This is a genomic window from Hamadaea sp. NPDC051192 (assembly GCF_040682475.1).
GTDB lineage: Bacteria > Actinomycetota > Actinomycetes > Mycobacteriales > Micromonosporaceae > Hamadaea > Hamadaea flava.
Window position 1 is genome coordinate 53,042 of the sequence record NZ_JBFBAZ010000012.1, and the last position, 13,790, is coordinate 66,831.

Consider the following 13,790-nt stretch of genomic DNA (forward strand, 5'->3'; position numbering starts at 1 on the left):
CGGCCCGCGCGCGCAAGCGCAGCCCCCTGCTGACCGTCCTGACCGCCATCATGTTGCTCTACAGCCTCGTCCCGCTGGTCTGGCTGTTCATCAACTCCACCAAGTCCCAGGCGAGCCTGTTCGACTCGTTCGGGCTGTGGTTCTCCGGCGACTTCTCGCTGTTCACCAACATCCGCGACACGCTCACCTACGACGACGGCGTCTTCGTACGCTGGCTGCTCAACACCTTGCTCTACGTGGTGCTGGGCGCGGGCGGGGCGACCGCGCTCGCCACCCTCGGCGGGTACGCCCTGGCGAAGTTCGACTTCTTCGGCAAGCGGGCGGTGTTCGCCGTGGTCATCGGGGCGGTCGCCGTGCCGACGACCGCGCTGGCGGTGCCGACCTTCCTGATGTTCTCCAAGCTCGGCCTGACCAACACGCCGTGGGCGGTGATCATCCCGTCCCTGATCTCGCCGTTCGGGCTCTACCTCATGTGGACCTTCGCGGCCGAGGCCATCCCGGGCGAACTGATCGAGGCGGCCCGCGTCGACGGCGCCGGCGAGCTGCGGACCTTCCTGAAGGTGTGCGTACCGCTACTCGCGCCGGGGATCGTCACCGTGTCGCTGTTCACCATGGTCGCGACCTGGAACAACTACTTCCTGCCGCTGATCATGCTCAAGGATCCGGACTGGTATCCCCTCACGCTCGGCCTGAACTCCTGGAACGACCAGGCCGCGACCTCCGGCGGGCAGGCCGTCTTCAACCTCGTCATCACCGGGTCGCTGCTCACGATCCTGCCCTTGCTCGCCGCGTTCCTGTTCCTCCAGCGCTACTGGCAGTCCGGCCTGGCCGCCGGCGGCGTCAAGGACTGACTGCTCCGTTCCCCGTTCCCTGATTTATCGCACCATCCCTTGAGAGGACCATCATGACGATCAACCGACGCGCATTCCTCCGGGGCACCGCGGCCCTCGGGACCGCGGCTGCCGCGACGGCCGCGCTCGCGGCCTGCGGCTCCGACGACGACGGCGGCGACAACCCGACGGTCTCCGCCAACGACGTCGACGCCGCGCTCGCCGCCGGCGGCACGCTGACGGTCTGGGCCTGGGAGACCACCCTGAAGCAGGTCGTCACCGCGTTCCAGAAGAAGTACCCCAAGGTCACGGTCAACCTGGTGAACGCCGGTACCGGTGACAAGCAGTACACCGCGCTGCAGAACGCGATCTCCGCCGGTTCCGGCGTACCGGACCTGGCCCAGATCGAGTACTACGCCCTGCCGCAGTTCGCGCTGGGCAAGTCGCTGGTCGACCTCTCCGGGTTCGGCGCGAACTCGCTCGACGGCACCTTCACCCCCGGCCCGTGGGCGTCGGTCAAGTCCGGCGGCGTCACCTACGGCCTGCCGATGGACTCGGGCCCGATGGCGCTGTTCTACAACAAGGACGTCTTCGACAAGCACGGCATCGCCGTCCCGGCGACCTGGGACGAGTACGTCGCCGCCGCCAAGAAGCTGCACGCGGCCGACCCCAAGGCGTACATCACCAACGACACCGGCGACGCCGGCTTCACCACCAGCATGATCTGGCAGGCGGGCGGCAAGCCGTTCCAGGTAGACGGCTCGAACGTGAAGATCAACCTGGCCGACGAGGGCTCCAGCAAGTTCGCCGCCCTCTGGCAGCAGCTGGTCTCCGACAAGCTGGTCGCGCCGATCAACGGCTGGAGCGACGCCTGGTACAAGGGCCTGGGCGACGGCACCATCGCGACCCTGATCATCGGCGCGTGGATGCCGGCCAACCTGGAGTCGGGCGTCGCGGCGGCCAAGGGCAAGTGGCGCGTCGCGCCGATGCCGCAGTGGACCGCGGGCGGCACCGCGACCGCCGAGAACGGCGGCAGCGGCCTGGCCGTCCCGAAGCTCGGCAAGAACAACGCACTTGCCTACGGCTTCATGAAGTACGCCACCACCGGCGAGGGCGCGCAGATCCGCGTCGACAACGGCGCCTTCCCGGCGACCGTCGAGCAGGTGAACGCGGACGCGTTCAAGAACAAGGAGTTCCCGTACTTCGGTGGCCAGAAGGTCAACGAGGTCCTGGCGGCGGCCGCCTCCGGCGTCGTCACCGGCTGGTCCTACCTGCCCTTCCAGGTGTACGCCAACAGCATCTTCAACGACACCGTGGGCAAGGCGTACGTCTCCAGCACCACGCTGAGCGACGGCCTCAAGGCGTGGCAGGACGCCGCCGCGAAGTACGGCAAGGACCAGGGCTTCACCGTCAACTGAACCGGCTGCTGATCCACCCCTGGCCGCGGGCGGGCTGCCACCCGCCCGCGGCACTTTTGACCAATCTGCAAGGAGAGCACCACCGTGACCGCCCCACAGTGGCTGCGCCGCCCCTCCGGCGCCGCGCCGCGCATCTCGTACGGCGCCGACTACAACCCGGAGCAGTGGCCCCGCGAGGTGTGGCAGGAGGATGTACGCCTCATGCGAGAGGCCGGCGTGGACGTCGTCTCGCTCGGCATCTTCTCCTGGGCCAAGATCCAGCCCGCCGCGGACCGGTGGGACTTCGGGTGGCTGGACGAGGTCATGGATCTGTTGCACGCCAACGGAGTCGGCGTCGACCTGGCCACCGCGACCGCGTCGCCGCCGCCGTGGCTGACCGCCCAGCATCCCGAGATCCTGCCGGTCAACGCCCAGGGCGAGACGGTCTGGCCGGGCGGGCGCCAGCACTGGCGGCCCACCTCGCCCGTGTTCCGGCAGTACGCCCTGGCCCTCGTCGAGAAACTGGCCGAGCGGTACCGGGATCACCCGGCACTGGTCGCCTGGCACGTGTCGAACGAGCTGGGCTGCCACAACGTCTACGACTACTCCGACGACGCCGCCCGTGCCTTCCGCGACTGGCTGCGCGACCGCTACACCACGATCGAGGCGCTGAACCACGCCTGGGGCACCGCCTTCTGGTCCCAGCAGTACGCCGACTTCGCGGAGATCCTGCCGCCCCGGCTGGCCGCGACCCACCCGAACCCGACGCAGCAGCTGGACTTCAAGCGCTTCTCCGACCACGCGCTGCGGGCGTACCTGTGGGCGGAGCGGGACCTGCTGCGCGAGCACACCCCGGACGTCCCGGTCACCACGAACTTCATGGTCATGGGCGAGATGAAGACGATGAACTACGCGGCCTGGGCCGATGACGTCGACTTCATCTCCAACGACCATTACGTCGTACCAGGCCCGCAGGCCGCCGACGAGCTGTCGTTCTCGGCCAACCTCACGAGCAACATCGCCGGCGGGCGGCCCTGGTTCCTCATGGAGCACTCGACCAGCGCGGTGAACTGGCAGCCGATCAACGTGCCGAAGAAGTCCGGCGAGCTGGTCCGCGACTCGCTGACGCACGTCGCGCACGGAGCCGACGCGGTCTGCTTCTTCCAGTGGCGGCAGTCCGCGGCCGGCGCCGAGAAATACCACTCGGCCATGGTTCCGCACGCCGGGCCGGACAGCGCCGTCTTCCGTTCGGTGACGCGGCTGGGCGCGACGCTGCGCGCTCTCGCGCCGGTCGCCGAGGCGGTCCGCGAGCAGGCCCCGGCCGCCATCGTCTTCGACTGGGAGTCGTGGTGGGCGGTCGAGGCCGACTCGCACCCCACCAACCGGCTGAAGTACCGGCAGGAGGCGCTCGACTGGTACACCGCGTTCCTCAACCTCGGCATCCGGGCCGACGTCGTGCCGCACGGCACGCCGCTGGGGGCGTACCGGCTGGTCGTCGCGCCGATGCTGCACCTGCTCAGCGAGTCGGCGGCCAAGGAGCTGAAGGACTACGCCGAGTCCGGCGGCCACCTGGTCACCACCTACTTCTCGGGCGTCGTCGACGAGCACGACCACATCTGGCTCGGCGGCTACCCGGGCGCGCTGCGCGACCTGCTCGGCATCCGGGTCGAGGAGTTCGCCCCGCTGCTCGACGCCGAGACCGTCCGGCTCGACAGTGGACTGACCGGCACGACCTGGTCCGAACGCGTCGACACCGCCAAGGACGTCTCGGCGCTGGCCCGCTACACCGACGGCGAGCTGGCCGGATATCCCGCGATCACGCGTCGCGTCACCGGTTCCGGCTCCGCGGCGTACGTCTCGACTCGGCTCGGGCCCGCAGGTCTCACCCGGGTCCTGGGCGACCTGGCCGCCGCGGCGGGTCTCGCCAGCGACCTGCCCGCTTCCGTCCGAGGCCAGGTCGAGCTGGTGGTACGCCGAAAGCAGAACACCAGGTACGCCTTCCTGATCAACCGCACCGCCCGGCCGGTGACCGTCGCCGGACTGGCCGGGGAACCGTTGGTAGGCAAGGTCGCCGGCGGAGCAGTCGAACTGGAACCCCGCGGCGTCGCCGTCCTCCGCCTCGCCCGCTAACCCCCACCCCCACCCCACCCGCGCCCGCCCCGCCCACCCCGCTCGCCCCGCTCGCCGCCCTCGTCTCTCACCGCGTTGATCATGGAGTTAACTGTGGTCTCGACGGTGTGGCGTGACTGGAAAGTCCATGATCAACGGGGCGCGGCGGGGCGCGGCGCGGCGCGGCGCGGTGGGGAGGGGAGGGAGGGGAGGGAGGGGAGGGGAGTCAGGCGATGAGCGTCGCGACTGTTGAAGAGGAAGTCGCGGTACGCCCGGTGGTGCGTTCGTAGCGGCGTACGAGGTCGCGGGTGCGCGCCGCCCGTCCCCAGCGGCGGTCGACGCGGAGGATCAGGTTCCGGCGCGGTGGCGGGAACGCTGCCGTGAGAGCACCGAGCAGGGCCGCCCGAGCGACGCCGAGGTCGTCGAGCAGCCAGGCGACCCCGGGATCGACGGCGACCAGGGCCAGGGCGAGGTGTTCCGGCCGGTGGTCGCGTTCGCGCCGGGCCAACGCCAGCCGCAGCGACGCCTCGTACGCCGCCTGCGCGTCCAACCCGAGCGGCGGATTCAGCGCGGCGCACCGCCGACGGGCCTGACGAGCGCCCAACGGCAACAACGGCTCGCGGCGGGGCGGCTGGTCGAGCAGAGCAGGACCGGATCGGTCGAGCAGGCGATCCAGGTCGACACCCAGGACGGCAAGCGCCGCGCGATCGGCGGCCGCGCCGGCGCCGGGCGTACCGCAGTGGGTGATGCCGTCGCGGACTGCATGCGGCGTGACTCCGACGGCTGAGAGCACAGTGGACACTCGGCCGGCGTCTGACGTCAGGCTCAGCAGGAGGTGTTCGCTGCCGACCCGGCTCGAGCCGGACTCGCGGGCGAGGCGGAAGGCCCGGCCGACGGCGCGGGCGAGGTCGGGATGGTCGCCGCGGAACATTTCAGTCCTCCCCGTGGTACTTGCGATGCACGGTCTGCTTCGTGACGCCCAGCCGCAGCGCGATGTCCCGCCAGGACCAACCGGCCCGGCGAGCGGCGACCACCTGCTCTGCTTCGAGTTGCTCGACCAGCCGCCGGAGCCGGGCGACGGCCCGGAGCCCGGCGTCGGAGTCGGTTCCGCGTACGGCATTCTCCAGATCGGCCAGCTCAGGCATGTCGTCAGCATATGCTGACGCTGGCCCTTCGTCAACAAATGCTGACGACGCGAAGTCCTGTCAACCTTCTACTGGATCCCGTGCGTGTGTGGGTCATGACGGATTACGCGACCTTCGTAGAGGAGGCGCTCACTCGCCATATCGGGTTGGCGGTGCTGCTCTGCGGCGACCGGCACAGGGCGGAGGACCTGCTGCAGGACTGTCTGGTGAAGCTCTATCTGCGCTGGCGGCAGGTCACGAAGAAGGGCGATCCGCACGCGTACCTGCGCCGGATGCTCGTCAACGGCAACATCAGCCGGTGGCGGTCGGGGCGTCGAGAGGCGCTGACCGGGGAGACGCCGGACCGCGTCGATCCCCTGGCCGAGGTACGCGAGCCCCATGATCAGTTGCGGGCGGCGTTGATGGCGCTGCCACAGCAGCAGCGCGCGGTAGTGGTCCTGCGCTATTACGTGGACCTCAGCGAGCAGCAGGTCGCCGCCGAGCTCGGGTGCTCGGTCGGCACAGTCAAGACTCAGCATTCGCGCGCGATGGCCAAACTGCGCGACCGAGTGCCGGGTCTCCATTCATCCATTGTGGAGGTAGGTAGATGACGATCGACGAGGATCAGTTCGCGGCATCGCTCCGGGAGCTGGCGGATCGCGAAGGTTCGGCAAGTTCGGCCGCGACGCAGGTCGTACGCCGGGCGAACCGGGCCCGACGAGTTCGTACCGCGCTCGTCTCGACGACGACGCTGGCGGTCGTGGGCCTTGTGGGAGTGGCGGCCTCCGTCGTGACGGGCGTCGGCGGCGGCGCGTCCGGAGGCTCAGGCGCCGGTGGCCTTCCGGCGGCGACCGGCGTTCAGCCGGCCTCGGCAGGATTCCGGCTGGCAGCCGCGGGGAGGGCGACCTCGCAGACGAGCTTCGCGTTCGCCGCGCACGTCCGCCAAGACAACGACGACCGAGGCAAGAAGTCGTCGTACGAGCGGGGCTATGTCGGCGCGTTCGACCCGCGCGGCCCCGAGGGGTACGTCCGCGACACGAAGTCGGCAGAAGGCGAGGTACGCGTCGTCGACGGCTACGTGTATCAGAACAAGGCCGATTCCTGGCTCAAGCGAAAGCCGTCCGGCCTGGACATCCTGACCTACCTGGTCGACGCCGGGACGGTCGAGATCCTCAATCCCATGGCGACCACCGACTTCGCGGAGCAGATGGCCACCATCGAGCAGGCGGGCACGGTCACCTCGCTCGGCCGGTCCGGCAGCGGCGACTCGGCCGTCGAGCGGTACGCCTTCAGCGCCACGATCCACCCGACGGATCCGGACGAGCCGAAGAGCATCCCGGTGACGGGAACGGCCGAGGTGAACCTCAAGAGCGGGCTCATCAGCAAGATCGCCTACGAGTCGACGTACGAGTGGCGGCCGGACAACGACCCGAAGTCGGCGTACTTCCGGGTGCGCTACACGGCGGAGTGGGTCTACTCCGACTTCGGCCTGGTGGTCGACGTCGAGATCCCGGCGAACGTCCGGCACTAGTAGGCCAGCGAACGCCGTCCAGCGAACGCCGTCCAGCGAACGCCGTCCAGCGAACGCCGTCCAGCGAACGCCGTGCATACGAACGCCGCCCTGCCGTCATGACGACGACAGGGCGGCGTTTCACAACGACGTCACCACTGTGCAGGCGGTGGCGGCGTCACGACCGGCGGCCGGTCGTCACAGGTGATGGTGTTGGGCAGTTCCCACGACGCCAGCCAGGGTCCGGTGGTGCCGCCGCCGTCGTTGCCGCCGAGGTCGGTCACCGAGAACTCCGACCCTGCCGGGGTGAAGTGGAACGTGCCGCAGTTGTTGATGCCGACCGCCCCGACGTTGCGGGCGTCGACGTTCTCGAACGTGGCCGCTCCGGCCACCCGGGCACTGAGCACCGAGGTGCCGGTGCCGTCCACGCGTACGTCGGTGAAGTGGACGTTCGAGATGCCGTAGAGGTCCTTCACCGGCCAGTCGCTGACCAGCATGATCGCGTTGTACGTGCTGTCCAGGTAGTGGTCGCCGGTGACGCGGATGTCGGCGTCGATGCTCTTGTCGAGCGCGTAGATCCAGATCGCGCCCAACCCGATGTTCCAGTTCAGTTCGTACGTCCCCGCGCGTACCACTGTGTTGTCGGTGATCGACAGGCGGCCGGCGAACGCGGTGGCGTTGAACCGCGAGCCCACGTGGAGACCGCTGCCCTCGCGCAGCGGGTCGGCCACGAGATTGCCCACGACGGAGTTGTCCGTGCCGCCGTAGATCGCGATGCCGTTGGCGAGCGTCGGCGTCTGGACGGTGTTGCGGCTGAACGTGTTGCGCGCGTTGGCCGTGGTCTCGGACCACATCGCCAGGCCGTCGTCACCGGTGTTGCGGACGAAGTTGTTCGTCGCGACGGAGTCGGTGACGCCGACGTGGAAGTTGAGTCCGTCGGCGATCTGGTCGGCGATGACGTTGTCGCGGACCGTCAGGTTCCTCATCGGCCCGTCGAACCACAGGCCGACCTTGGTGTGGTGGATGTAGAGGCCGCTGATCGTCGAGTCGCTCATCGCGCCGCCCACGCCGTTGACCTGGTCGGTGTCGATGCGCTCGCGGACGTCGCCCTCGATGGCGAAGCCCGACAGGTGCACGTTGCGGCTGCCACCCGCGGACGCGTCTTTGCCGTAAAAGCCGACTCCAGTGTGGACGGAGCCGTCCGGCGCCGGCTCGGACAGCGCGACCTCGTGCCCCTTGACGACGGTGTACCAGCTGCCGGCGCCTTCGATCGTCACGTCGTCCACGATGATGTGCCGGTTGACCTGGTACGCACCCGGCGGGAGGTACACCTTCAGGCCCTTGCGCTGGGCGTACGCGATGGCGCGGTCGAACGCGTCCGCCGAGTCGCGGCGGCCGGTCGGGTCGGCCCCGAACAGCAGGACGTTGGCCGCCTTGAGGACCACGTGCGGCAGTCCGACCAGCTGCGAGTCGAGCAGGTCGATGACGGTCCAGGCGGCGTTCGTGCCGGCCGGCGCGGTGAGCCGGATCTTGCTCCCGGCCGGGTACGCCTTGCCGAGCAGCAGGCGCTGCTCGTCGTAGAAGTGCATGGGCCGGAACGGCTTGCTGACGACCGGCTTCGGATCGGTGTACGCCGGAACGCAGCCGCACTCGGTGATCCACCAGTCCTCGTGCAGCAGCCCGGCGGTCGGGTCGTTGCTGAACGGGTACTGGTTGTAGAGCCACGAGTACTGCGAGGTCAGCGTCATGGTGCGCGTGTTCTTGCCGTTCACCGTGACGTCCAGCGGCGCGGTGATGCCGCCGCCGGTCGGGGCGTCCGGAATGCTGTAGCGCACGGTGACGGCGTTGGCCGCGGCGGGCAGCGTGAACTCGACGTACTGCCCGGGGGCCAGCTGGACCGCCGTACGCCCGGAGGCCTCCGCCGGCAGCGTGTACGCCTGCCGGCTCGGGCCGATGACGGAGCCGTTCGTGGCGGCGTTCTCCGCCTCCTGCTCGGCGAACGGGACGGCCGCACCGCGTCCGGTGACCAGCGCCGGGTCGAGCGCGGCGCGCGTGACCACGGGGCTGTTCGCCGCTGCGGCCGGGGACGCGCCGACGACCCCGCTGGCGACCAGAGCACCGGTCGCTAAGAGGGCGAGTGCTTTCTTCCTGTGCATAGACCGCTCTCTTCCGGGACGGGGGATAGAGACTGGCCTACGGTAAGACTCGCGTACGCGGCGAGACAATAGCCGATCAGATGATGAAACTTCCCGCGCAAGCCAGTGCAAGAAATTGACTCATTGCGGCGGTCAGTCCCAGCGCTGGGCGTTCGAGTCGTCCAGCTCGTCGTCCGGCACGACGCAGAAGAGCAGACCGGCGGGGTCCTGCATGATCCACCAGGGACCCGCTGCGCGTACGCGTCGCGCGCCGAGCGCTTCGAGTCGCGCCACCTCCGCGTCCACATCGGTCGTGTGGAAGTCGAGGTGTACGCGAGCCGCCCCGTCGCCGAGCCGCTGCACGATGAAGCCGAGTCCGTCAGGGGTGAGCTTGGTGCCCCGGAAGTCCGGGAACCGGTGGAACACCGGCAGTTCGCGGCCGATGGCGCCGGCCCAGAAGGCGACCTCGGCGTCGTGGGTCTCCGGCGGAGCGTCCACGACGATCTGCGAGACGCGGCTGTAGTGCGGCACTTCCTCTCCCTCCGATACGGCTTGCGCCCGACGGTCTGTGTCTCCGATGTGCCTTGTCGGCACGCTACGGCAGATCGTGCGTCCCCCGCGTCTTGACGGCGGCGTCACGGTGATGGATAGTGAGGCTATCCGATAATGGAAAGTGCCGCTATCCGAACGACCGACAGATTCGGGAGTCGCCATGTCCCGCCTGATCCGCCTCCACCCCCCATTGATGATCACCGCCCTGCTCATGGCCGCGCTGTCCGTCTGGTGCCTCATCGGGCTCGCCGTCGACGACCGTCTGCTGCTGGGCGTACCGATCTGGTTGAAGCCGCTGAAGTTCTCCGTCAGCGTCATGATCTACTCGGTCACCCTCGCCTGGCTGATCTCGTTGCTGACCAAGCGCCGGCTCGCCAGCGCGATGGGCACCGTCATCGCCGTCACCGCGCTCATCGAGATGGCCGCGATCGTCGGCCAGGCCGCGCGCGGCCACCGCAGCCACTTCAACTTCGCGACCACCCTGGACGGTGCGCTGTTCATGCTGATGGCGGTCAGCATCGTGGTGCTCTGGGTCGCCACGGCCATCGTCGCGATCCAGCTCATCCGGCAGAAGATCGGCGACCGGCCGGCGGCGTACGCGATCCGCGCGGGCATCCTCGTCGCGATCGCCGGGCTGGCTGAAGGCTTCTTCATGACCCGCCCGAAGCCGGGCCAGATCGACGCGGCGGCCAGCGGCGGCGAGCGCATCTTCGGAGCGCACTCCATCGGCGTCGCCGACGGCGGCAGTGGGCTGCCCTTCGTCAACTGGAGCACCGAAGGCGGCGACCTGCGCGTCGGTCACTTCATCGGCATGCACGCCCTGCAGGCGCTGCCGCTGTTCGCGCTGGCCCTGACGCTGCTCGGGCGGCGCATCGGGCGGCTGGCCGACGACCAGACCCGGGCCCGGCTCGTGCTGACCGCCTCGACGGCGTACGCCGGACTGACCGCACTGGTCACCTGGCAGGCGCTGCGGGGCCAGTCGGTCGTCCACCCGGACGCGCTGACCTGGACGGCGGCGGGCGTACTCGGCGTCATCGTGGTCGTCGGCATCGGCTGGGCGCTACGGCCGCCGGTTCGACCGGCCGGGCGTCCGGCGTCGGCGCTCCCCGAGGTGGCGGTCCGATGAACTGGTTCGCGATCGCCTTCCCGCTCACGGTGCCGTTCTGGGCGCTGATGATCCTGCTGCCGAAGTGGGGTCGGACCAGCCGGATCGTCGCCTCGCCACTGATCGTGCTGCCGGTCCTGGTCGCCTACTTCGCGGCGGTCGCCCCGATCCTGCCCGACTTCGCCGCCGAGATGCTCAACCCCGACCTCGACGGCGTACGCACCCTGCTCAGCAGCGACGCGGGCACGTCCGCGGTCTGGGCGCAGGTGCTGGCCTGGGATCTGTTCATCGGGCGCTGGATGTACCTCGACAGCCGGGCGCGGAACATCCCGTCCCTGATCATGTCGCCGCTGCTCGTCCTGACGATCCTGCTGTCGCCGTTCGCCGTGGTGATCTACCTCGGCCTCCGGGCGTTCTACCAGCCCGCCGAAGAGTCCGCCGGTCAGTCCGCCGGTAAGACCCAGGAGCCCGCTGAACAGGCGGCTACTTGAGCTCGCCTTCCAGCAGTCCCATCGAGATCTTGTCGTACCACCGGCCGTCCCGGCGGAACGCGTCCCGGAGTCGTCCTTCCTCGACGAAGCCGACCTTCGCGTACACCCGCCGGGCGGCTTCGTTCGCCGCGACGACGGTCAGCCCGATCCGGTGCAGCCGCATCGAGTCGAACCCGTAGCGGCAGATCGTCCGCATCGCGTCGGTGGCGTACCCGCGCCCCCAGTAGTCCTTCTCGCCCAGGTAGATGTCCAGCTCGGCGGCCCCGATCTCCGGCTCGGCGTCGCGCAGCCGGACGAGCCCGATCAGTTCGCCGTCGGCGATCACCTCGACGGCGTACAGGACGTCTCCGTAGGAGTTGCGTTCCCGGTCGGCCAGCCCACGCCGTGCTTGGTCGAGCGAGTTCACGTAGTACTGATCCATCCACCGCATGACGTCCGGGTCGTGGTTCCAGCGCCACAACGCGTCGGCGTCCGCGGGCTCGAAGGCGCGTAACCGGATCAAATCCCCAGTGATCACTTAATCTTCCTACCATGAGCTACGACGTGATCTTCGCCCGGCTTGCGGACGGCCAGAGCTGGGAAGACTTCCTGGCGGCCGAGCCCGCCGACGACGACGAGGCCCCGCTCGACCCGGCGACGTGGCGGCAGATCGTGAACCGCGTACGCGAGATCCTGCCGGGCGCGACCGAGTCCGGCGACGAACTCCTGCACGAGGAGACCGCGATCCAGCTCTACTGCCAGGCCGACGCCGCACAGCTCCACGCGCAGTACTGGTACACGGGCGAGGCCGCCCGCCGGGTGGTCAGCCTGCTCTACCGGGTCGCCGCCGTGGTTGCCGAGGAGACCGGGCTGACCGCTTTCGACCCGCAGGTGGAGGCGCTCGTCGCGGACCAGCGGATCGACGACGCGGTGGCGATCTTCGACAGCGTCGCCGCCTCCTTCGCCCACCGCTGATCAGATGATCAGGCCGACAGCCGGTAGGTGAGGTGGGTGACGGCGGCCGAGGGCGCCACGTCGGTCACGGTGAGCCTGGCCGAGAAGTCGGTGGGGAGGTTGGCGAACAGCCGCGTCCCGCCGCCGAGCAGGAGCGGGACGAGCTGGAGGGTCAACTCGTCGATCAGGCCGGCCGCGAGGAACGCCTGGATCGTGGTCGCGCCGCCGAGCACCAGCACGTCCCGGTCGCCCGCGGCCAGCCGCGCCTGTTCGTGCGCCGCTTCGGCCGTCGAGGCGAAGGTGAACGTGCCGCCCGGCATCGTCACCGGCTCCTCCGGCCGATTCGTCAGCACGACCGTCGGCCGCGGATAGGGCGTGTCCTTCCAGATGGGCAGGCCCACCTCGTACATGGTGCGGCCGATGACGACCGCACCCGTCCGCTCCAACTCCCGCCGCTTCAGGTCCGCGTCGACGCCCACCGCCGAGCCGGTCGGCGTGGCGAACATCCAATCATGCAGCCGCTCACCGCCGACGCCCATCGGGTCCCGGTCGCTGATCTGCGGCCCCGCGGAGAAGCCGTCCAGGGAGATCGACTGACTTGCGAACGTGATGGTCACCTTCGGGAGTGTGTCACACAGCTCCGCGTGCCAACCGCTGCTCGTGCACGCGCAGGCTTGCCGTCGCCACGTCCAGAAGCGGTGTTGATACGCCGAAAGCCCTGGCCCGAGCCGTGAGGTCGCCCAGGATCTGCTCGGCTTCGGTCGGTTGACCGGCGACGAGATCCCGGTAGAGCGAGGCCGTGTCGGCCGAGCCGGGGCGGGACACGAACGCCGCGACGTTCGCCAGCGCCTGGGCCGGCATCGGGTGCCCGGCGGCTTCGGCGATGCCGGCTGCCTCCGCCGCGATCCGCGGCCCCAGGTGCTCCGCGCCGGCGTCGACGGCCTCGCCGACGGAGCCGCGTACGAGGGTGTTGAGGGCGCCGAGGGTGCTGATGAACACCCACTTGTGCCACATGGCGGTCTGGATGTCGGGGGACACGGCGAAGTCGAAGCCCGCTTCGGAGAGCACCTCCTCGATTCGGCGTACGCGATCCGAGACGCCGCCCGCCGGTTCGCCGATCGTCATGTCGGCCAGCGGCGCGAGCTGCCGGATCTCGCCGTTCTCGCCGATGGTCGTGATGACCCGCACGACGCCGCCGAGCACCACGTCCGACCCGTACGCCTTGGTCAGCGTGTCCAGATGAGCCATGCCGTTCAGGAACGGGACGACCGCCGTACACGGCCCGACCGCCGGGGCGGTGTCCTCGATGGCCTGTGCCAGCGTCGTCGCCTTCACCGACAGCAGCACGATGTCGTAGTGGCCGGCCAGGTCCGGTGCGGTGACCAGGTTCGGCGTCACCACGGTCTCCTGGCCGAGTCCGCTGATCCGCAGTCCGCGCTCGCGCAACAGCTCGGCCCGTCGCGGCCGGACTAGGAAGGTGAGGTCCCGCCCGGCCTCGTGCAGCCGTGCGCCGAAGTATCCGCCGGTGGCCCCGGCTCCTACGACAAGAATCCGCATGGCGCGGACGTTACCAGTTGAACCAGTAACGGAGCTATGCTGTGTGA

15 protein-coding genes are annotated in these 13,790 nt (G+C 69.5%); 8 read left to right on the forward strand and 7 right to left on the reverse strand.

Annotation, left to right across the window (positions count from 1 at the left end; genetic code table 11):
* The first annotated feature begins 50 nt into the window (after positions 1–50).
* From AB0M47_RS07835 to AB0M47_RS07845, 3 genes are all read left to right on the forward strand, one after another.
* On the forward strand, positions 51–851 hold the full coding sequence (locus AB0M47_RS07835; RefSeq protein ID WP_363410317.1) for a carbohydrate ABC transporter permease: 801 nt from the start codon (positions 51–53) through the stop codon (positions 849–851).
* A 53-nt stretch (positions 852–904) separates the two neighbouring features.
* Entirely contained in the window at positions 905–2,248 is a 1,344-nt protein-coding gene (locus AB0M47_RS07840; protein WP_363410144.1) for a sugar ABC transporter substrate-binding protein, read from the forward strand.
* A gap of 84 nt (positions 2,249–2,332) precedes the next feature.
* Entirely contained in the window at positions 2,333–4,357 is a 2,025-nt protein-coding gene (locus AB0M47_RS07845; protein WP_363410147.1) for a beta-galactosidase, read from the forward strand.
* Between the two features lie 205 nt (positions 4,358–4,562).
* Here the strand turns inward: AB0M47_RS07845 and AB0M47_RS07850 are convergent, their stop codons facing one another.
* Both AB0M47_RS07850 and AB0M47_RS07855 read right to left on the reverse strand, forming a co-directional pair.
* Positions 4,563–5,267 carry a Clp protease N-terminal domain-containing protein gene (locus AB0M47_RS07850; RefSeq protein ID WP_363410150.1) on the reverse strand — a complete coding sequence of 235 codons (705 nt, stop codon included), beginning with the start codon at positions 5,265–5,267 and terminating at the stop codon, positions 4,563–4,565.
* A 1-nt stretch (position 5,268) separates the two neighbouring features.
* Positions 5,269–5,481, reverse strand: coding sequence for a helix-turn-helix domain-containing protein (locus tag AB0M47_RS07855; protein WP_363410153.1), 213 nt, complete (start codon positions 5,479–5,481; stop codon positions 5,269–5,271).
* A 95-nt stretch (positions 5,482–5,576) separates the two neighbouring features.
* Between AB0M47_RS07855 and AB0M47_RS07860 the strand changes: the two genes are divergently transcribed.
* On the forward strand, positions 5,577–6,071 hold the full coding sequence (locus AB0M47_RS07860; protein WP_363410156.1) for a SigE family RNA polymerase sigma factor: 495 nt from the start codon (positions 5,577–5,579) through the stop codon (positions 6,069–6,071).
* On the forward strand, positions 6,068–6,991 hold the full coding sequence (locus tag AB0M47_RS07865; protein WP_363410159.1) for a hypothetical protein: 924 nt from the start codon (positions 6,068–6,070) through the stop codon (positions 6,989–6,991). Before AB0M47_RS07860 ends, AB0M47_RS07865 begins: the two co-directional genes overlap by 4 nt.
* Positions 6,992–7,122: 131 nt before the next feature.
* Here the strand turns inward: AB0M47_RS07865 and AB0M47_RS07870 are convergent, their stop codons facing one another.
* The gene (locus AB0M47_RS07870; protein WP_363410162.1) at positions 7,123–9,126 is read right to left on the reverse strand and encodes a glycosyl hydrolase family 28-related protein; all 2,004 of its coding nucleotides are present in this window, start codon (positions 9,124–9,126) and stop codon (positions 7,123–7,125) included.
* Between the two features lie 132 nt (positions 9,127–9,258).
* Positions 9,259–9,636, reverse strand: a complete 378-nt coding sequence (locus tag AB0M47_RS07875; protein ID WP_363410165.1) for a VOC family protein — start codon at positions 9,634–9,636, stop codon at positions 9,259–9,261.
* Between the two features lie 181 nt (positions 9,637–9,817).
* Here AB0M47_RS07875 and AB0M47_RS07880 point away from each other — a divergent pair, with 181 nt between their 5' ends.
* Together AB0M47_RS07880 and AB0M47_RS07885 are read left to right on the forward strand one after the other, a co-directional pair.
* Positions 9,818–10,783 carry a hypothetical protein gene (locus tag AB0M47_RS07880; RefSeq protein ID WP_363410168.1) on the forward strand — a complete coding sequence of 322 codons (966 nt, stop codon included), beginning with the start codon at positions 9,818–9,820 and terminating at the stop codon, positions 10,781–10,783.
* Positions 10,780–11,253, forward strand: coding sequence for an ABA4-like family protein (locus tag AB0M47_RS07885; protein WP_363410171.1), 474 nt, complete (start codon positions 10,780–10,782; stop codon positions 11,251–11,253). Before AB0M47_RS07880 ends, AB0M47_RS07885 begins: the two co-directional genes overlap by 4 nt.
* Here the strand turns inward: AB0M47_RS07885 and AB0M47_RS07890 are convergent.
* Entirely contained in the window at positions 11,246–11,770 is a 525-nt protein-coding gene (locus AB0M47_RS07890; RefSeq protein WP_363410174.1) for a GNAT family protein, read from the reverse strand. The genes AB0M47_RS07885 and AB0M47_RS07890 overlap by 8 nt on opposite strands.
* 14 nt (positions 11,771–11,784) lie before the next feature.
* Between AB0M47_RS07890 and AB0M47_RS07895 the strand changes: the two genes are divergently transcribed.
* Complete coding sequence (locus AB0M47_RS07895) at positions 11,785–12,207, forward strand: hypothetical protein (protein WP_363410177.1); 423 nt, start codon at positions 11,785–11,787, stop codon at positions 12,205–12,207.
* An 8-nt stretch (positions 12,208–12,215) separates the two neighbouring features.
* On the opposite strand, the gene AB0M47_RS07900 is transcribed toward AB0M47_RS07895, so the two are convergent.
* The gene (locus tag AB0M47_RS07900) at positions 12,216–12,803 is read right to left on the reverse strand and encodes a dihydrofolate reductase family protein (RefSeq protein WP_363410180.1); all 588 of its coding nucleotides are present in this window, start codon (positions 12,801–12,803) and stop codon (positions 12,216–12,218) included.
* A 13-nt stretch (positions 12,804–12,816) separates the two neighbouring features.
* Entirely contained in the window at positions 12,817–13,743 is a 927-nt protein-coding gene (locus AB0M47_RS07905) for a ketopantoate reductase family protein (RefSeq protein ID WP_363410183.1), read from the reverse strand.
* Between the last annotated feature and the right edge of the window lie 47 nt (positions 13,744–13,790).